We start from the raw sequence: 18,851 nt of genomic DNA, 5'->3' as shown, positions 1-18,851 counted from the left end.
TCTCTCCGCTTTTCCGCCGCGGATTTTGCCGACGCTCTCATACGTACACCTCTCCGATCTCGTGGCTGCGCCCCTGACGGACGGGCGCCTGATCACCGAGCACCCCGCCGCCGGGGGCCTCGGGAGCGGGGGTACCCTTCCCGCGGGCCGTTGCCGCTGCGCCCGTGGTGGCGGCGATTCCCGCCCCCACCAGCCCGTCCGCCTCTCCGCTCGCGCAGACGGTGATGCGGTCCGCGACCCACTGCGGGCTGCGGTCGCTGGTCAGATAGAGCCCCCGGCGCTCCAGATGGGCCAGGATCGCGTTGCGGTAGTGGGCGCCGAGGCCGACGGCCACACCCCCGGTGAGCGCGATCTCGTCGATCTCCGGGTCGAGGCAGAGTGCGGTGCGCAGGACGTCCGCGACGGGCGACGTCACCGAGGAGAGGAGCTCCCTCGCGAGCGGATCGGCCGAGTCCAGCGCCGTACGGAACGCGGACTCGAAGGGCTGCCCGGCCCGCAGGCCGGCCTGCACGGCACCGTTCTGCCACTCCCGGGGAGCGCGCTGCCGCAGCACCTCGGTCATGCGGGCGATGCCGGGCCCGGAGGAGTACGCCGCCACGTGCCCGAGCACCCCGCAGTCGCAGCCCAGCTCCACGGACCGGCCCAACAGGGCGGCCGTGGCCGGGAGATGGCCGATCTCGCCCTGCAAACCGCACCCGTCCACCGGCACGGCGCCGGTGCGCCGGTCCATGACGCGGCAGGCGATGCCGGTGCTGACGGTCGCGAGCAGCACCTTGCGGTGGTGCTCACGACCGGGCGCGGAAGCGAAGTGGAACAGCGCGGCGGTGACGTCGTTGACGAGGTGCCAGTCGACGTCGGGCCGCACCTCGCGCACCGCCCCGAGCAGGTCGAAGGGGCTCCCTGCCGGACCCCACAACGGCGCCGACCCGTACACGACACCGGTGCGGTGGTCCAGCGCGGCTCCGAACGACACCCCGGCGACCACGCCCGGCTCGGCCGGAACGGCGTCGCTGAGCGCCCGGACCATGAGCGCCCGCAACTGGGTGACGGTCGCCTGCGGATGCTGTCGGCGGCCGGGCGCCGGGCGTACGGACCGCTCGGTCAGCCCCTCCTCGGGGGACCAGCGGGCCCACCGCAGATGGGTGCCGCCCACGTCGATGACCACGGTCGGTGGATTCATGGCTGAACTGCCCTTACTCCTCGGAACAACCCCTTACCGCTCGGAACTACTCGGACGCGCCGAGGGGCTCGGGGAGCGCGTCGAGCTCTGCGATGTCCTCGGCGGTGAGCCGTACTTCGGCGGCGGAGGCGTTGTCCTGGAGGTACTTCGTCCGCTTGGTGCCGGGGATCGGGATCACGTACCGGCCCTGTTCGAGCAGCCAGGCCAGGGCGACCTGGGAGAGCGTCACGCCGTGCCGGTCCGCGACGGTGCGCACGACGTCCACGATCGCGTTGTTGTGCGCCATGGCCTCCTCGGTGAACCGGGGCATGAACTTGCGCCAGTCGCCGTCCGGCAGGTCGGCGGGCTTGCTGAAGGCACCCGCGAGTACTCCCCGGCCGAGCGGCGAGTACGGCATGAAGGAGATGCCGCGCTCCTCGCAGTACGGCAGGACCTCGCTCAGGGAGCGCCGGGTGAACAGTGACGCCTCGGACTGCACCGCCGACACCGGGTGCACGGCCTCGGCGCGCCGGATCTCCTCAAGGGAGACCTCCGACAGGCCCAGGGCCCGGAGCTTTCCTGCCGAGACGAGCTCCGCGAGGGCGCCCCAGCTCTCTTCGAGGGGGACGGTCGGGTCGATGCGGTGGATGAAGTACAGGTCGATGAAGTCGGTGCCGAGCCGCTTGAGGCTGGCGTCGACGGCGTCGCGGAGCTGCTCGGGGCGTCCGGCGTTGGGGTGGATGCCGTGGTCGTCGACGGTCTGGCCGCCCTTGGTGGACAGCACGACCTCGTCGCGGCGGCCGGCGACGGCCCGGCCGACGAGCTCCTCGTTGGTGAAGGGCCCGTACACGTCGGCGGTGTCGAGGAGGGTGACCCCGAGCTCGATCGCCCGGTGGATGACCTGCACGGACGTGTCGTCGTCCCGGCCGTTCGGGTCGTAGCCGAAGGACATGCCCATCGTGCCGAGTCCGATGCGGCCGACTTCCGGGCCGTTCGGGCCGAGGGTGGTGGTGCGCATGGTGTGCTTCCTCATCTGTGGGGTGTGGGTGTGGGTGTGGATGTGGATGTGGGGTGGTTGTGGTGCGGTGGCTGTGGTGCGGTCGAGCGGCTGTGTGCCGGCTGCGGTGACCGTGGTGCGGCTCCGTTCACGGGCGGATCGACTGGCGGTGGCGGAAGACGTTCCGGGGGTCCCAGGTCCGCTTGGTCCGCTGCAGCCGCTGGTAGTTGCCCTTGTAATAGAGCTCGGTCCAGGGAACCTTCGAGGTGTTGAACTCCGGGTCGCTGAGGTCGGCGTCCGGGTAGTTGATGTAGCAGCCGTCGGTGTGTTCGTTCGGCACGGGGACGCCGCCGGTGGCCGCGTAGACGGCCCGGTAGATGTTCCGCACCCAGTCGACGTTCGGCGCGTCGTCGGTGCGGTCGTTCCAGTACGTCTCGTACGTGATCTTCATGATGGAGTCGCGCTGGGCGACCGCGGTGTCGGAGGAGGACCTGCTGCTGATCGCTCCGCCGGAGGCGGGCAGCACCAGGCCGGCGAACCGGGCCCGGTGCTCGGTGGTCGTCAGCTGGTCGTGGATCGTCTCGATGGCCGCGGCGGCGAGCCCCTTGCGGTGGAAGGCCGACTTGTGCTTGCCGCGCATCGTCGGATCGGTCTGCTGGGCCGCGCTGGTGCCGACGAACTTGGTGGCGCGCAGCCAGGGCAGCCGGTACGTCGTGAAGTACTCCGAGATGCCCCGGTCGCCGCTCTGCTGCGGCACCTTGGGGGTGTCGCTCAGCCCGAGGGCGCGGGTGAACCCGTTCAGGAAGTCCGTCAGGAGCTTGGCCGCGTTCGGCACGGTGGCGTCGATCTGCACCAGCATGCCCAGGGAGCCCAGGGACTTGTGGTTCAGGAAGAGCCACGAGCAGAGGTCGGCGTACGGCGAGTTTGGGGCGCTGTTCGCCTCGAGCCACTTGCCGTAGAAGTCGACGAGCTTGACGAAACCCTCCTTGGTGACCTTCTCCCACGGCCAGGAGGCGCTGGTGACGAGGACTTCCGCCGGGGGCGCGGGCAGCACCTTGCGGGGGTCGGAGCCCGTCGCGCCGGGGGACCGGAACCAGTACTTCGTGATCACACCGAAGTTGCCGCCCCCGCCGCCGGTGTGCGCCCAGAACAGCTCGTGGTTCGGGTCGCTCTTGTCGCGGCCCGCCACCACGCTGCGCGCCCTGCCCTGGGCGTCCACGACGACGACCTCGACGGCTTCGAGGTGGTCGACGGTCAGCCCGTACCGGCGCGACAGCATCCCGTACCCGCCGCCGCTGACGTGCCCGCCGACGCCGACCGAGAAGCACGCGCCGCCGGGGAGGGTGACCCCCCAGCTCTTGTAGAGCTCCTCGTAGACCCTCAGCAGGGTGGCGCCGCCCTCGACGGCGAAGGCGCCCCGCTGCTCGTCGAAGTACACGTCGTCCATCAGGTTCATGTCGATGACGACCTGGACCTCGGCGTTGTGCACGAAGTCCTCGAAGCAGTGTCCGCCGCCCCGCACGCTGATCCGCTTGCCGCGGCTGACGGCCCCCTGGACCTGTTCCACGACCTGCGCCGTCGTCCTGGGCAGCACGATCTGCTCGGGGGCGGACGTCCAGCGCTGGTTCAGGCCGGAGGTGAGATCGGGGTAACGGGCGTCCTGCGGCGTCACCGTGAGCACACCGGCCCCGCCGGTCCCGCCGGCAGCGCCCGGGGCCGGGGCCGCCTGGGCGGTCCCCTCGGCGAGGGTGGTGCCGGTGACGCCGAGGGTGGCTGCCGAGCCCGCCACCAGGAATCGGCGGCGGTTGAGATGGGTCGTCATTTGCTTGAATTCCCTGTGGATATGGGGTCGTTGACGGCACGGTCCGTGGCGGAGGAGGTGGCCAAATCGGAGGCGGATTCGGAGGCGGATTCGGAGGCGGAGGCTGCTGCACGGTCGGCCCTCGACCGGGACCAGCGGCGCATGGCGGGCTGCTCGACGAGTACGTGCAGCAGCCAGCCGAAGAAGAGGCTCAGGGCGAGACTCAGTGCCATCAGGCCGAGCGCCTGCGCGGTGTCCCAGTGGCGTCCGGTCGGCGGCGCGGTCGCGAGCCGCATAGGCCCGTAGTACAGGACCAGGAAGTGCACCATGTAGAAGGCGAAGGAGACTTCGCCCAGCCACACCGGGAACCGCCGGGCCGGCACGGACGGCTTGTTCCGTACGTCCGCCACCGCCGTGGCGGCGATCACCAGGGCGATGGGCAGGGCGGTCGGTGCCACCAGCCCGTACGCGTCCGGCAGGAACACCATCAGCGTGTAACCCACGGCCAGGCAGCACAGCGCGGGAAGCCGCCGCAGCCCGATCCAGCGGCCCGCCAGTACGATCCGCGCCATCAGGATGCCCAGGACGAAGTCCAGCAGCCGGGTGGCCGGGCAGAAGTAGACGAACCAGTACTTCCACCAGGACACCGGCTGGTCCGGGGCCGGCGGGCCGTCCGGGAGCAGCTGCGCGATCAGTGGCACCACCCAGAACGCGGCGACGACGACACCGAAGGCGAGCCACAGCCGCTCCGGCCTGATCCGTCTGATCGGCTTGATCAGGAAGGGGAAGGCCAGATAGAAGAGCAGCTCGCACACGAGCGACCAACTGGGGCCGTTCGGACCGGCCATGATCTTCAGGTCGGGTACCCAGCTCTGGAGGAGCAGCAGACTCGGGACCGTGTTCCCGAGCCAGACGTTCGCACCCGCCCGGAGCATGAGCAGCAGTCCGGCGAGCCAGGTGACGAGGTGGTTGGGGTAGATCTTCGCGAGCCGTCGCCTGATGAACCGGCCGGGGGTGTCCCCGGTCCTGGAGGACCAGGCCAGCACGAACCCGCTGAGGACGAAGAAGAACCCGACGCCCAAGTACCCCGCCCGGCTCAGGTACTTCCAGAACGCGTGGTTGAGCGGCCCGTCGGTGAAGGGCGCGACGACCGCCACGTGCGTTACGAAGACGGCGACGGCGGCGAAGAACCGCATCCCCGTCAGCGAGGGGAGCCGCGAGGAGCGCGCGGACGGGGGTACGGCCGCGGATGTGGACGGGGGTACGGACGCGGATGACGGGGATACGGCCGCGGATGTGGACGGGGATACGGCCGCGGGTGCGGGCCGTATCGGTACGGAGGCTTCCTGCGTGTGCATCGACGTGTCCCGGTCAGCTAGTCGCAGCGGGAACGCGGGAGTCCGCCCGGCGCAACTCGTCGACAGCGGCGGCGAGTTCCTCGGCGGACACGTCGTTGACGAAGACCGCGTCGCCGATTCCCACCGGCAGCGGGAGCCGCTGCTGCCCGTCGCGGTGGCGCACCGTCTCCTCCAGTGCGGAAGCCAGCAGTGAGGCCTCCAGCAGCGGGTTCCAGCGCGGGAGTTCCAGCAGTCGCATCACGTCGAGGACGCGCTCGCGCTGCTCCGCCGTGACCAGTCCGCGCCGTTCGGCGACGACCGTGGTCAGCGCCATGTCCAGGCAGACGGCCTCGCCGTGCAGCAGGGCCGGAAGGGCCCGCATCTCGATGGTCGGGCTGAAGGTGTGGCCGTAGTCGACCACCCGCTCCAGCTCGGTCTCCCAGAGGTTGGGCTGGAGCTCCTCCAGCATGCCGTGCACCGCCCGCTGCACCACCTGGGCGGCGACCCGCCCCTGGGAGACGGCGTCGCCCTGGAACTTCGTCTCCAGCAGCCGGTCGCCGTGCTGCTCCAGGAGTGCGAAGAGGTTCCGGTCCTTGATCAGGGCGATCTTCAGGATCTCCGCGAGGCCGTTGGCGATGTGCCGGCGGTCGACCGTGGCGAGGAAGGAGCGGTCGAGGAGGGTCAGGGAGGTGGCGAAGTACGTCCCGAGCCGGTTCTTGTGTCCGTTGAAGTTCACCCCGGTCTTCACTCCGACCCCCGCGTCGACCAGGCCGATCAGCGTGGTGGGGACCCGCAGGACCGGGGTGCCGCGCCGGTAGAGGTTGGCGACGAGGCCGACGATGTCCATCAGGACGCCGCCGCCGATCACGATGATCGGCTCCTGTCGGCGGTTGATGCCGAAGGCGTCGAGTGCCTGGACGATCTTTCCTGCGGTGTCGAAGTTCTTGACCGTCTCGTCGGCCTTGACGTGGTGCAGGCGGAAGTCGACGCCGTGGTGCGTGAAGTACTTCTCGATCCGCTCACCGTGCAGCGCGGCCACTTCCTCGTCGATCACCACGAAGCGCCGGAGGGGACCGGTGGCAGTCACCGTGCCCGCGCCTTCGAGCAGTGCGGTGCTCCCGAGGTCGAACGCGTCCTCGCAGATGCGGACCTCGTAGGACAGCGGCTTCGCCGAGCGCACGGTCCAGGAGTCGATGTGGTCGCTGTGGGTGTAGAGCCCGGCTGAATGGAACGGCTCGGTCATGGAAAAAATCCCCCCGGAGTATGTGGACAGGACCCGATGAGGGCCTCGAAGCGGTGCGTTGCGCCGACCGCCGACGTAAATCTATGCAGCAATCTAACTTTGTACGCAAGTCCATGTGCTGCACGCAACATCCACTCGCCCTTGAGTCGGTGCGCTCTGAGGCGCCCGCCGCCCTCTACCGGTTAGTTGCAGGTCAGGGCGGTGTAGGAGGGTTAACAAGGTGTTCACGCGGGGCGGCGGGACAATCTTGAGTCCGCGTGTATTTTTGTGCTGAAACATGATTCAGGGGGTTGGGATGAGGCTGGCTGCTGCGCCGGAGATCGCGATCGTGGGGATGGGCTGCAGATTTCCGCAGGCCAGGGGGATCGAGGCGTACTGGCGCCTGCTCGAAGGGAACGTCGATGCCGTCTCGCTGATACCGGGGGACCGGTTCGACATCGCCGAGCACTGCGTCTCCGACGCCTCCGGCATTCTGGAACCGGGCAAATCGGTCTCCCGGTACGGCGGCTTCCTCGACGACCTGTACCGCTTCGACGCCGGATTCTTCGGCATCTCGGCGCGCGAGGCCGCGACGATGGACCCCCAGCAGCGGCTACTCCTGCAGGTCGCCTGGGAAGCACTCGAAGACGCCGGGATCCGGCCGTCCGGCCTGGCCGGCACCCGTACCGGCGTCTTCGTCGGACAGGCGACGGCCGAGTACGCGGACGTCTCCCCGGCAGCTGCCGCGAAGGACGTACGCGCCATGGTCGGCAGCCGCCTCCGTGCGGCCACCGCGGGCCGGCTCTCCTTCGCCCTCGACCTCCACGGACCGAGCCTGGTCCTGGACACCGCCTGCTCGTCGTCCCTGGTCGCCGTGCACACCGCCCGCCAGAGTCTGCTCACGTCGGAGAGCGACCTGGCCATCGCGGCCGGGGTCAACGTCGTGCTCTCACCGGACGACGCCATCGCCTACTCGCAGGGCGGCATGCTCGCCCCGGACGGACGGTGCAAGTTCGGTGACAGCTCCGCCGACGGATTCGTCCGCAGCGAGGGCATCGGCGTCGTACTGCTCAAGCGGCTGCCCGACGCGCTGCGCGACGGCGACAGGGTGCTGGGCCTCCTGCTGGGCAGCGCAGTCAACAACGACGGCCGCGGCAGCGGCCTGCTGCTGCAACCGGCGGTGTCAGGACAGGTCGAGATGGTGCGCGAGGCGTGCCGTACCGCTGGAATCTCCCCCTCCCAACTCGACTACGTGGAGGCCCACGGCACCGGCACCACCGTCGGCGACGGCGTGGAACTCCGGGCACTCGCCGAAGCGATCGCAGGAGAGCGGAGCGCCGAGAACCCACTGCCTGTCGGCTCCGTCAAGTCCAACATCGGGCACGCCGAGGCGGCGGCCGGCATGGCCGGACTCATCAAGGCCGTACTGACCGCCCGGCGCCGGCTGATCCCCGCGTCCCTGCACCTCGGACAGCCGCACCCGCTGCTGGAGGAAGGCGGTCTGCCGCTGCGGGTCGTGAACCGCAACACCGTGCTGGAACCGGCCGCGGACACCGCCCTGCTGGGCGTCAGCTCGTTCGGCATCTCGGGCACCAACGCCCACGTCGTCGTGGGCGAGTACCGGGAGCCCGCCGCAGAGGCCCCCGCCCCGCCCGCGCGCCTCACCGGCAGACCCGAACTGCTGGTGCTCAGTGCCCGTACCCCCGCCGCGCTGCGCCTGCTGGCACTCGACTACGCCGACTACCTCGGACCCTCCGGCGCAGGACGGAAGTTCGGCCTGCCGGACATCTGCCACACGGCCGCCCTCGGACGCGACGCCCACCCCTACCGCATGTGGGCGGCCGGAGCGGACCACGACGCACTCGCCGCCACCCTGCGCGCCCTGGGCCACGGCGAGGACGACCCGCACGGCGGCATCGCCGACACGGGCTTCGGCGGCGACCGCAAGACCGCCTTCGTCTTCCCAGGCCAGGGCTCGCAGTGGCTGGGCATGGGCCGGGAACTCCTCGAATCCTCCGCCGTGTTCCAGGAGAGCATGACGGAGTGCGACGCGGCCGTACGGGAGGAACTGGGGTGGTCCGTCCTCGACGTGCTCACCGCGGACACCGGCGAATTCCCCGACAGCGTCGCGGTCGTGCAGCCGGTGCTCTGGGCGATGGAGGTCTCCCTGGCCGCACTGCTGCGGGAGAGCGGACTGGAACCGGACCTGTGCCTGGGGCACAGCATGGGCGAGAGCGCCGCCGCGTACGTCGCCGGGGCGCTCTCGCTCCGCGACGCGGCCGCGGTGATCTGCCGCCGGAGCACCCTGATGCAGCGGCAGGCCGGCCGCGGCGCGATGCTGGCCGTCGAACTGCCCGCCGACGAGGCGGGACGGGTGGCGGCCCGCTTCGGCGACGAGGTGTGCGTCGCCGCGGAGAACGCCCCGGAGGCGACCGTGCTCGCGGGCGACCCCGGCACGCTGGACGAGATCGCGGCGTTCCTCAAAGAGCGCGAGGTGTTCTGCCGGCGCGTGAAGGTGAATATCGCCTCCCACTCCCCGCACATGGACGAACTCCGGGACGCCCTCACAGCCTCGCTCGCCGGCCTCACCCCGACGACACCGCGGACCGGCATGTTCTCCACGACCCGGTGCGCACCCGTGACGGCGGACACCCCGCTCGACGCGGACTACTGGACGGACAACCTCCGCAAGCCGGTGCGGTTCGTGGAGAGCGTCCGGACGGTGCTCAAGGAGGACGACCTCGTCTTCGTGGAGGTGAGCCCGCACCCGCTGCTCGTACAGGCACTCCTGGACACCCAGCAGCACGTCGGCAAGGAGCCGGCGGCCACCGCGACGCTGGTACGGCGGCAGAGCGAACTCACCGCTCTGGCACGTGTCACCGGAAACGTGTTCGCCCATGGCGGCACGGTCGACTGGAGCCGCTGGTTCGCCCGGACGGGCCGGCGCGGCGAGTTCGTGGACCTGCCGACGTACCACTGGGACGAGGAGGAATTCCTCCCCGACCGCTCACCCGACCGCTCACCGGGCCGCTCCCCGGGCAACTCCCCGGCCCGTACACGGGAGACCGGTTATGAACGCCGGCTCCACCCGCACAGGCTGGGGCTCGACGAGCTGGGCGGGGGAGTGCGGGTGCGCGGGCTCTCCATGGTTCCCCCGGCGGTCCACTTCGGAGCCGTCGCGGAGACCGCCCGGGACCTCGGCGACAGCGGGAACGTCCTCCTTGAGGACATCACCTTCACCGGCCCGCCCCTGGAGCTGGCCACGCTGCGCGAGACGTCCGGCGCACTGCGCGTCCGGCTCGATCCCCTCGATCCCCTCTTTCCCGCCGATCCCACCGATCCCGTCGATCCCCTTGATCCCGCCGGCCCTCTCGCTCGCCTCGGCAGCGCACCGGGGAGCTTCCGGTTCCGTACCGACACCAGCGTGCCGGGACGGGCGCAGGCGCCGGGGATCGCGGGCACGGTCCGGGTCGGCCGGGAGGCGGTGCGGGACGCGCGCGACGCCTCGTACGGACAGGAGCTGCTCGACTCCGCGCTGACCCGCTGTACGGAGTACGTACCCGCCGCGGAGTTCCAGCGCAGGGCACAGGCGCGCGGCTTCGACGTCGACCCGGCCCTGCGTACGGTCGCCCAGGTGTGGCGCAGGGACGGTGAAGCGGTGGCCCGGCTTTCGGCTGCCCGCCTCCGGGGGCCCGGCGCCCTGGAGGCGGGACTGCTGCCGATGCTCGCCGCGTGGCCGCACTCGACGACGGGCTCCGGTGCGACCGGTGCGTACCTGCCGGTCTCCTTCGACAGCGTGCGGTTCACGGGCGAACTCGCGGACGGCCGCTGGAGCGTGGCCCGCTTCGCGGCGGCGGGCGAGGGCGGGGACGCGCGCTGCGACGTCGTCGTGCTGGCTGCCGACGGGCGGGTCCTGCTGGAGGTCACCGGCATGGCGCTGCGCGGCCTGTCCTCCCACGAAGACCGGCTGCCGGCCTCCGCCCCCACTGCCGCTTCCGCTTCCGCATCCTCACCCGCTTCCGTATCCACACCTGCTTCGCCTTCCGCTTCCGCTTCCGCGTTCGTACCCCACCCCGGCGTGCCGACGCCGGTGCCGGACCGTCCGGAATTGCCCGCCGAGTCCGACGCGCCGCGCCGGACTCCCATGGAGCTGGTGGCCGGCGTGCTCGGGACCTCGGCGGAGCGGCTCGACCCCCGGCGGCCGCTGCGCGATCTGGGCCTCGACTCCCTGATGGCCGGCCAGCTCCGGCTCCGGCTGCGGAACTCCTACGGAGTGGACATCCCCGTAGGACGTCTGCTGGGCGCGGAAGGGGTGGCGAACGTGCTGGGTCCGCTCTTCGACCAGCGCCGTTGAGACAGGACTGCCGCTCACTCTTGTACTGTGGTATACGTATTTCGAAGGTGGGGGCCAGCCAGTACAAGCAAGGAAGCGGCGACCTGTGTCCGAGAATCCGCTGCGGCCCATGGGCCGCAGAGAACGCAGTAAACAACGTGTCAGGGAGAACATCTACGCGGCCGCCCTGACCCTCTTCGCGGAACAGGGTTACGACAGCACCACCGTCGACCAGATCAGCGAACGCGCCGACGTGGCCAGGGGCACCTTCTTCAACTACTTCCCCCGCAAGGAGGACCTCGTCACCGCCTGGGCGACCGAGCGGCAGCGGAAGCTCGAAGAGCGCATGGAGAAGACGATGCGGGACGCTCCGGACGACGTCACCGTCCACCTGGAGCTCTGTATGGCGGCCCTCGCCGACTTCAACGAGGCGGAACGGGACGTCACCCCCGCCATGCTGACCGCCTGGGTCAAGGCCGGGCGGCCGCTGATGGAGGAGCCGTACGCGGGCCGGGTCTTCGCCGACATCATCGCCGCAGGTCAGCGCAGCGGGCAGATCGCTCCCGGGATCGACCCGCTACGGGTCGGGAACGTGGTGCGGGACGCCTATCTCGGTATCCTCTACCGCTGGTCCCAGAACCCCGGGGGCCAGGCGCCCCTGCGCATGGAGCTGCGCGAACTCCTGCGCGTCATCCTCACCGGCGTCCTCTCCTACGCCCAGCGGGGCTGGACCTCCGCTCCCGCCCTTCCCTCCCCTCAGGATCCCGTGCCCGCCGCCGGACGGGCGGTGACCAGGCCCGATTCGTAGGCCGCGATGACCGCCTGGGCACGGTCGCGGACGGCGAGCTTGTCGAAGATGCTGGTGATGTAGTTCTTCACCGTGGAGAGGCTGATGTCCAGGGCGGCGGAGATTCCGGCGTTGTCGAGGCCGGTGGCCATCAGGCGCCACACCTCGACCTCGCGGGGGGTGAGTTCGCTGCCGGGTCCACCCGGGCGGGCAGGGGTCGGCCGCTCGCCGTGGGGTGTTCGTACGTACGTGGAGATCAGCCGGGTGAGCAGGCGCGGCGCGACGACGGCCTCGCCGGTGTGGACGGTGCGGATCGCCGCGGCCAGGTCCTCCGGGGAGCTGTCCTTGGGCAGGAACCCGTAGGCTCCGGCGCGCAGGGCGCCCACCACGTACTCGTCGAGGTCGAAGGTACTGAGGGCCAGGACTCGGCAGTCGGGCACCGTGGCAGCGAGCTCCCGGGTCGCGCCGACCCCGTCGAGAACGGGCATCCGGATGTCCATCACCACGACGTCGGGGCGCAGTTCGCGGGCGAGGGCGACGGCCTGTGCACCGTCCCCGGCCTCGCCCACCACCTCGAAGGACGGATCGGGGGAGAGGATCAGCGACAGACCGCGCCTGACCAGCGGCTGGTCGTCCACGATCAGCACCCTGATCCGCGGTGTCGCTGTCGCTGTCGCTGCCGGTGTCGGTGTTGCTGGCGTCGGCGTCGGCGTCGTCGGTTCCGTCCCGGTCATCGGTGTGCTCCCTCGTGCTGGACGGCCGCCTCGGCCGCCTCGTCCATGGTCAGCGGCAGTTCGGCCAGCACGGCGAATCCGCCGTCGGGCCGCGGGCCGACGGTGAGGGTGCCGCCGTGCAGGGCGACGCGCTCACGCATGCCGATGAGGCCGTATCCGCCCGAGCCCGCCACCGGGGCCCCCTCCTGCGGCGGCCGGCCTCCGCCGTCGTCCCGTACCTCGATGACGACCTGATCCTGACGGTACGTCAGCTGTACGTTCGCGTGTGCGTCGCCCGCGTACTTGCGGGTGTTGGTGAGGGCCTCCTGAACGATTCTGAACACCGTCAGGCCGACCGTCGGCGGCAGCGGTCGCCGCGCCCCGCGGACGCCGAACCCGGTCGGCAGCCCGGCGAGCCGGGACTCCGCCACCAGTCGGTCGAGGTCGTCGACGCCGGGCTGGGGCAGCGCGGGCGAGTCCTCCGGTTCGTCGTCGGCCCGCAGTACGTCGAGGAGCTGGCGCATCTCGCGCAGCGCGAGCCGGCCGGAGGACTCCAGGGTGACCAGGGCGTCCCGGACCACCTCCGGCTGGGCGAGGTTGGCTCGGGCTCCTCCGGCCATCAGCTGCATGGTGGTGATGTGGTGGGCGACGATGTCGTGCAACTCCCGTGCGATACGGCGACGTTCGTCGGCCACTGCGCGGTCGGCGAGGAGTCTGCGGTTGGCCGCCACCTCCCGCTGCCAGCGGTTCACCGCCAGCGCGGTGCCGACGACGATCAGGGCGGTGAGGGGCGGGTAGAGGGCGTCCCGCAAGGGCGGAATCCGGCCGGTGCTCTGGCTCAGCAGGGTCAGCGAAATCGTCGTGACGGCCGCGACCGCCGTCACCAGGCCCGAGCAGGCCCTGGCGACCGAGTACAGGGCGACCACCAGGACCGCACCGAAGTGGCTGGGCAGAGGCACGGTCAGGGCGGCCGTCACATCGAGAGCCAGTACGGCGGCGAGCGCGGCCACCGGATGACGACGCCGGGCGAGCAGGGGCAGGGCCGCCAGCGCGACGAGGAGGAACCCGGCCACGCTCACGTCGTGCCGGCCGGCGGGGTCGTTGAAGAACACGTAACTGAGCAAATTCATCGCACATGCCCCGCCGGTCACGAGCGCGTCGTTACGGGTCCACGGCGGCTCGCCCTCGCCGCCGACACGCAACCGCTCCAGGGCAGCGCGGGGACGTATACGCAGGCGCCCTCGGCCGGAGGCGGGGCTGGTGGGCTGCGCCGCTCGGGAGGCGGCGGGGTCGGCGTGCAGCGCCGCTCGGGAGGCGGAGGGCTCGGTGTGCAGCGGTGCCTGGGCATCGTTGGGCTCGGCGTGCTGCGGGTCTCGGGTCTCGGCGGGCTCGGTGTGCTGCGTTCCCCGGGTCTCGTCGGGGCCCGTGTGCACCGGTCCGTGGGTATCGGCGGGGCCCGTGTGCCGGGGCCCTGCGGCAGCTCCTCGGGCGGCGTCGGGACTCGTGCCCTGCGGCCCTTCCGCGCCATCGGGCCCGGTGTGTCGGCTGCTGGGCATGTGTGGTCTCCCTGTGTCCGGCTTCCTGGTCTGCCCTCTTGGTCTGCCGGCGTCCCGGTACCCGGAACAGGGTTGCACAGCAGCCGTGGTGAGAGCACCGGCGGAGGCGGTTCTTACCCTTCTGACCTGGGCGGGGAGCAGGGCCACGACCAGGGCCGGGACCAGGACCAGGGTCCTGGTCGTGGGGCGGGGAGGGACCCAGGGCCCCGGTGCGGATCATCCGTTGCCACGACGTCCGGCGGGCCTGCCGGTGATGGTCTGGAGGCAGGCCGGAAACCCCCGGCAGACGTCCGTGTGCAAGACCGTCCGCCGGAGGACACCGTGATCCGCGCCCTGACCCGTTACTCCACCGCACATCCGTGGAAAATCATCGCCCTGTGGGCGGTGCTGGGTGTGGTGTTCAGCGCGCTGGCGCCGACCCTGCTCGCCCGCGTCACCCAGCACAGGACCGCGGATTTCCTGCCCCGCAGCTACGACTCGGCCGCCGCGCTGCAGATCGCCCAGGAGCAGTTCGGGGGGAACCCCGACGCCCTCACGGTGACGGTGCTGGTCGCCCGGTCCGACGGCAAGGCCCTCGGGCCGGCCGATCGGAAGCGGATCGGGGCCGAGGCGGCGAAGTGGGGGCAGCGTCGGGTGGTCATGCCCAGGGAGGACGACGTTCCGCAGTTCCTGGTCCCGGACCGGTCCCAGACGCCGAAGGTCGCCCCGGCGATGACGGCCCCCGACCGGAGCTTCGAACTGCTCTCCGTACAACTGGCCGGGATCCCTTCGGACAAGGGGGTTCAGGGCGTTTACCGGGCCTTCCGGGACGCGGCCAGGACGCAGTTCGAGGAGGTGGGGATGCGTACCGGATTCACCGGGGAACTCGCCGACCGGGTCGACACCACCGATGCGCACAAGACCGCCGCGAAGGTCGGGGGCGCGCTGGTGATGGTGTTCATCATCCTGCTCAACGTGCTCGCTTTCCGCAGCGCGCTGGCGGCCCTGCTGCCGCTGATCGCGGTCGCGGTGATCGGCGCGGTGGCCGCGGGAGCCGTCGCGAGTGCCGCGATGCTCACCGGGCGCAAGCTCGACGCGAGCACCCCGGAACTGATCAATGTCGTCCTGCTCGGCATCGGCATCGACTACCTGCTGTTCCTGCTGTTCCGCTTCCGCGAGCAACTGCGCAACCGGCCCGAACAGCCCGCCCGCGAGGCGGCTGAACAGGTCTCGGGACGAGTGGGCACCGCCATCACCTCGGCGGCGCTGACCATCGTGGCCGCGTTCGCCACGCTGGGACTTGCGACCTTCGGACAGTTCCGCTCGCTGGGCCCCGCGATCGCCGTAGCGGTCCTGGTGATGCTGCTCGGCAGCCTCACCCTGCTGCCCGCGCTGCTCGCGGCTGCCGGGCGCAAGATGTTCTGGCCCTCCAAGAGCCTTCTCCGCAAGCCGGGCGAAGGCCGTGCCGCCCGCTTCGGTGACCTGGTCGCACGACGGCCGCTGATGATGCTGACGGCCTCTGTCGCCCTGCTCGCCGCGCTGGCCGCCGGGCTGACCGGCATCCGGATGGACTACGGCCGGGGTGACTCGGGCGACCGGACCCCCGCAGCCGCTACCGCCGCCGAGATCTCCCGCACGCTGCCGGCCGGAGTGTCGGACCCGACGAGCGTCTTCGTCACCGCCAAGGACGGCCGAGCCCTCAACACCGCCGGATTCGACGGGCTTTCCCGCAGGCTCTCCCAGGTCGAAGGAGTGGGCAAGGTCGCTCGTACCGTACTGAACGAGGACCGCCGGGCCGCCCGTATCGACCTCTACCCGACCGCCGACCCGCAGAGCCAGCGGGCTCGCGACCTGGTCGCGGGGCCGATCAGGGACACCGTCGCCCGGCACACCCCCGCCGGGACGACGGCCCACGTGGGCGGAACGGCGGCGATCTTCGCTGACGTCTCCGTCGCCGTCGACCACGACCTGAGGATCGTGTTCCCGGTCGCGGCGGCACTGATCGCGCTGATTCTGCTGCTGCTCCTGCGCAGCCTGCTCGCACCTCTGGTCCTGATGCTCTCCGTGGGGCTCGGCTTCGCCGCCACTCTCGGTGCTTCCACGCTGCTGTTCCAGCACACGCTCGGCGGGCCGGGCGTCAACTTCACGCTCCCCCTGCTGCTGTTCCTGTTCGTCGTGGCACTGGGCACCGACTACAACATCCTGATCGCCGACCGGATCCGGGAGGAGATGCAGCGGCCGGGCCCGGCCCGCGCCGCCGTCGCCCGTGCGGTACGGCACACGACACCGTCCATCGCGACGGCCGGACTGGTGCTGGCCGGTTCCTTCGCCACGCTCGCCGCGAACCCGGGAAGCGAACAGGACGCCTTCGCGCTGACGCTCGGCATCATGCTCTCCGCGCTCGTACTTTCCCTGGTACTGGTCCCGGCCCTCGCCGCTCTCCTCGGCCGGGCCATCTGGTGGCCGTTCCGCCCGAGGCCCGCCGCGGGCGGCCACCCGCGGCACCGGGCGACCGCGCCTGCGCCGGAACCCGAGAAGGTCACCGCGTACTGAGACGGGGGCGGCCGACGCCCCCTGCCCACACGGCCCGATGGACATCTGGACATCTCCCGGCTTCCCGCGGACGTACGGCAGCGGCGACGCCGCGCCGAGATACGTGAGTGCCTGCGCTCGCGACGGGCGCGGCTGTCGCCCCAGGACCTGGGCAGGCCGGCCGGCGGCGGGCGGCCAGCAGCCAGCGGCGGTCGACGGGCGGCGGGCGGCGGACGCCGGGGCTCCGCCGGGTGATCGACGGCCGGCTGCCTCGCCCCGCCTGCGTCATCGAGCGCGCGGACGCCGCCCGCTGTCCGGACGACAGTCCCCCCAAGCGGCCGTACAGGCTCCGGTTGGTAGCCTCCCCTGATGACTTTCACCTTCGACGAAGCCGTCCGCGCCCGCCTGAAAGCCCCTCATATCTGGTACGTCGGAACCGTGTTCCCCGACGGAGCGCCGCAGGTCAGCCCGATGTGGGTGGATCTGGAGGGCGAGGGCGAGCTGACCTTCAACACGTCGGTGGGCCGGGTGAAGGAACAGAACCTGCGCCATGACCCCCGCGTCTACCTCTCGCACGCGGACGCCGTCGACCCCTTCGACCGGGTGCAGATCAGCGGCGAGGTGGTCCGCTTCATCGAGGGCGAGGAGGCGCACGACCGGATGGACCGGCTGGCCCAGAAGTACCTGGGCAGCGAGCGGTTCGAGTGGATCATGCCGGGGGAGCAGCGGGTCGCGGTGGTCGTACGTCCGACCAAGGTGCGGCACATCGTCGGGGTGGAGCGGTTCCGGCCGGGCGGCCCCGTTCCCGCTCCCTGACAGGGCGTCTTCCTCCGCAGTGGTGTCTCCCCCTGACAGGGCGTCCCCCTGACAGACACCTTCAGTAGGCGAACCCCTCGCCGAAGGCGGCGGCGAGCGCCTGCGCGATCAGGTCCGGCAGTTCGGACCTCCCGTCGTCCTCGGCCCAGCGCATCAGTGCCGTGTTCATGACGGCGAGACAGGCACTGGCCGCCGCTCGGGCGCGGAATGCCCTATCAGGATCGGCGGTTTCGGCGCCCTCGGCGGCGTCGCTCCCGAGAGCGCCGACGATCGCCTCCTGAAGTGCGTAGTGGCTGTCCAGGTGCTTGGCCCGCAGGGCCGGTGTCGAGATCATGAGCCGGAGGCGGGCCAGCAGGAACTCCTTGTTCGCCGTCGGGTCGCCTCCGGGGCCGCCGCTGGTCAACGTCGTGGCCGCGTCGACGAGTGCCGTCCCGATGCGGCGGACCAGGGGCTGCTCGGCGGACGACGCGGCGATCCGCTCGGCGACGAGTCGGCCGTTCTGGTCGACGAGCACCAGGTCTTCCTTCGTGGGGAAGTGCCGGTACACGGTCATGGGCGACACGCCTGCCGCCTTGGCGACGCCGGCCACGGTCGTGGCGTCGTACCCGTGCTCCGTGAACAGCCGTACCGCGTGTGCCTGAATCGCGCGCTGTGTCTCGGATCTCCGTTGTGCCCGCAGGGTTGGGTGCTGATCTGTCATGTGGTAGACACTACCTCAGTGGTAGTCACTACCATGTTGGTGGTGACCAACGGATCGGGGTGGCGGGCATGAACGATCTGACCGGCAGGACGGCTCTCGTCACGGGAGCATCACGAGGCATCGGACAGGCGATCGCGGTCCGGCTCGCCGCCCGGGGAGCTGTGGTCGCCGTGCACTTCGGTACGGACGAGCCCGGTGCGGCGGCGACGGTCGACGCGATCGAACGTATCGGTGGAACCGCGTTCGCCGTCGGGGCAGAACTGGGCCTGGACGACGACGTCGAGACGCTCTTCGCGGGAGTCGAGGCCGGCCTGGCAGGACGGCCCCTCGACATCCTGGTGAACAACGCGGCGGCCGGGCCCGCCGGCCCGCTCGGAGCCACCACGAGGAAGGAGTTCGACCACCTCTTCGCGGTGAACGTCCGCGCGCCCTACTTCATCATCCAGCGTGCGCTGTCCCTGCTCCGCGACGGTGGCCGCATCGTCACGATCTCGTCGGTGGCGACCCGGATGGCCAACCCCGGCCAGACGTCCTTCGCCATGACGAAGGGCGCGGTCGAGACGATGAGCATGACGCTGGCCAACGAGCTCGGGGTCCGGGGAATCACGGTGAACGCGGTCGCCCCCGGCGCGACCCGGACCGCGACCAACGGCTCCTTCTTCGAAGCGCCGGGCCTGGCCGAACACATCGCCGCAACGACGGCGCTCGACCGGCTCGGCGGCCCCGACGACGTCGCCGAGGTCGTCGCGTTCCTCGCCTCCGACGCGGCGCGCTGGATCACCGGGCAGGTCATCGACGCGAGCGGGGGGCTGTTCCTGGGGCCGCGCGCCTGAGCAGACAGCGGGGGGGGGGGCTCTCGGGGACGTCCGTGCTCGTCGGGTTCGGCTCGCTTGCCGGGCTCCTGATGATCGTGGCTGCC

At 71.0% G+C, this 18,851-nt stretch carries 13 protein-coding genes; 5 read left to right on the top strand and 8 right to left on the bottom strand.

The genetic code is table 11. The features are described 5' to 3' along the window. Positions 1-37: 37 nt before the first annotated feature. From AB0D18_RS19300 to AB0D18_RS19280, 5 genes are all read right to left on the bottom strand, one after another. A complete protein-coding gene (locus AB0D18_RS19300) occupies positions 38-1,180 on the bottom strand; it encodes an ROK family protein (RefSeq protein WP_362419532.1) in 1,143 nt (380 codons plus the stop codon). A 46-nt stretch (positions 1,181-1,226) separates the two neighbouring features. Next, positions 1,227-2,177 (bottom strand): aldo/keto reductase, encoded by a 951-nt coding sequence (locus AB0D18_RS19295; protein ID WP_362419529.1) that lies wholly within the window; start codon positions 2,175-2,177, stop codon positions 1,227-1,229. A gap of 127 nt (positions 2,178-2,304) precedes the next feature. Further along, a complete protein-coding gene (locus tag AB0D18_RS19290) occupies positions 2,305-3,978 on the bottom strand; it encodes an FAD-binding protein (protein WP_362419526.1) in 1,674 nt (557 codons plus the stop codon). Then, a complete protein-coding gene (locus AB0D18_RS19285) occupies positions 3,975-5,153 on the bottom strand; it encodes an acyltransferase (protein WP_362419524.1) in 1,179 nt (392 codons plus the stop codon). Before AB0D18_RS19285 ends, AB0D18_RS19290 begins: the two co-directional genes overlap by 4 nt. A 175-nt stretch (positions 5,154-5,328) precedes the next feature. Continuing rightward, a complete protein-coding gene (locus tag AB0D18_RS19280) occupies positions 5,329-6,537 on the bottom strand; it encodes a sedoheptulose 7-phosphate cyclase (protein WP_362419521.1) in 1,209 nt (402 codons plus the stop codon). Between the two features lie 295 nt (positions 6,538-6,832). On the opposite strand from AB0D18_RS19280, the gene AB0D18_RS19275 reads away from it, so the two are divergent. Further along, on the top strand, positions 6,833-10,870 hold the full coding sequence (locus AB0D18_RS19275; RefSeq protein ID WP_362419518.1) for an acyltransferase domain-containing protein: 4,038 nt from the start codon (positions 6,833-6,835) through the stop codon (positions 10,868-10,870). Positions 10,871-10,955: 85 nt separating this feature from the next. Next, on the top strand, positions 10,956-11,657 hold the full coding sequence (locus AB0D18_RS19270; protein WP_362419515.1) for a TetR/AcrR family transcriptional regulator: 702 nt from the start codon (positions 10,956-10,958) through the stop codon (positions 11,655-11,657). On the opposite strand, the gene AB0D18_RS19265 is transcribed toward AB0D18_RS19270, so the two are convergent. Next, complete coding sequence (locus AB0D18_RS19265) at positions 11,606-12,283, bottom strand: response regulator transcription factor (protein ID WP_362420098.1); 678 nt, start codon at positions 12,281-12,283, stop codon at positions 11,606-11,608. The genes AB0D18_RS19270 and AB0D18_RS19265 overlap by 52 nt on opposite strands. Positions 12,284-12,366: 83 nt before the next feature. Beyond that, positions 12,367-13,782: a sensor histidine kinase gene (locus AB0D18_RS19260; protein ID WP_362419512.1), complete on the bottom strand. Its 1,416-nt coding sequence runs from the start codon at positions 13,780-13,782 to the stop codon at positions 12,367-12,369. Between the two features lie 444 nt (positions 13,783-14,226). Here AB0D18_RS19260 and AB0D18_RS19255 point away from each other — a divergent pair, with 444 nt between their 5' ends. Both AB0D18_RS19255 and AB0D18_RS19250 read left to right on the top strand, forming a co-directional pair. After that, positions 14,227-16,437 (top strand): MMPL family transporter, encoded by a 2,211-nt coding sequence (locus tag AB0D18_RS19255; protein WP_362419510.1) that lies wholly within the window; start codon positions 14,227-14,229, stop codon positions 16,435-16,437. A gap of 348 nt (positions 16,438-16,785) precedes the next feature. Next, the gene (locus tag AB0D18_RS19250; RefSeq protein WP_362419507.1) at positions 16,786-17,232 is read left to right on the top strand and encodes a TIGR03618 family F420-dependent PPOX class oxidoreductase; all 447 of its coding nucleotides are present in this window, start codon (positions 16,786-16,788) and stop codon (positions 17,230-17,232) included. Between the two features lie 61 nt (positions 17,233-17,293). Here AB0D18_RS19250 and AB0D18_RS19245 read toward each other — a convergent pair whose 3' ends face one another. Beyond that, positions 17,294-17,932, bottom strand: a complete 639-nt coding sequence (locus tag AB0D18_RS19245; RefSeq protein ID WP_362419504.1) for a helix-turn-helix domain-containing protein — start codon at positions 17,930-17,932, stop codon at positions 17,294-17,296. A gap of 68 nt (positions 17,933-18,000) precedes the next feature. Between AB0D18_RS19245 and AB0D18_RS19240 the strand changes: the two genes are divergently transcribed. Continuing rightward, on the top strand, positions 18,001-18,765 hold the full coding sequence (locus tag AB0D18_RS19240; RefSeq protein ID WP_362419501.1) for an SDR family oxidoreductase: 765 nt from the start codon (positions 18,001-18,003) through the stop codon (positions 18,763-18,765). The last annotated feature ends 86 nt before the right edge of the window (positions 18,766-18,851 follow it).

It is taken from the genome of Streptomyces sp. NPDC048442, assembly GCF_040651475.1.
In the GTDB taxonomy this organism is placed as follows: Bacteria; Actinomycetota; Actinomycetes; order Streptomycetales; family Streptomycetaceae; genus Streptomyces.
Note: the sequence above shows the minus strand (reverse complement) of the source record. Positions and strands in the feature narration are given on the sequence as shown.

Coding starts and splice junctions, on each gene's coding strand:
- AB0D18_RS19300 (WP_362419532.1), bottom strand. CDS start 1,180: ATGAATCCACCGACCGTGGTCATCGACGTGGGCGGCACCCATCTGCGG.
- AB0D18_RS19240 (WP_362419501.1), top strand. CDS start 18,001: ATGAACGATCTGACCGGCAGGACGGCTCTCGTCACGGGAGCATCACGA.
- AB0D18_RS19275 (WP_362419518.1), top strand. CDS start 6,833: ATGAGGCTGGCTGCTGCGCCGGAGATCGCGATCGTGGGGATGGGCTGC.
- AB0D18_RS19280 (WP_362419521.1), bottom strand. CDS start 6,537: ATGACCGAGCCGTTCCATTCAGCCGGGCTCTACACCCACAGCGACCAC.
- AB0D18_RS19245 (WP_362419504.1), bottom strand. CDS start 17,932: ATGACAGATCAGCACCCAACCCTGCGGGCACAACGGAGATCCGAGACA.
- AB0D18_RS19250 (WP_362419507.1), top strand. CDS start 16,786: ATGACTTTCACCTTCGACGAAGCCGTCCGCGCCCGCCTGAAAGCCCCT.
- AB0D18_RS19295 (WP_362419529.1), bottom strand. CDS start 2,177: ATGCGCACCACCACCCTCGGCCCGAACGGCCCGGAAGTCGGCCGCATC.
- AB0D18_RS19285 (WP_362419524.1), bottom strand. CDS start 5,153: ATGCGGTTCTTCGCCGCCGTCGCCGTCTTCGTAACGCACGTGGCGGTC.
- AB0D18_RS19290 (WP_362419526.1), bottom strand. CDS start 3,978: ATGACGACCCATCTCAACCGCCGCCGATTCCTGGTGGCGGGCTCGGCA.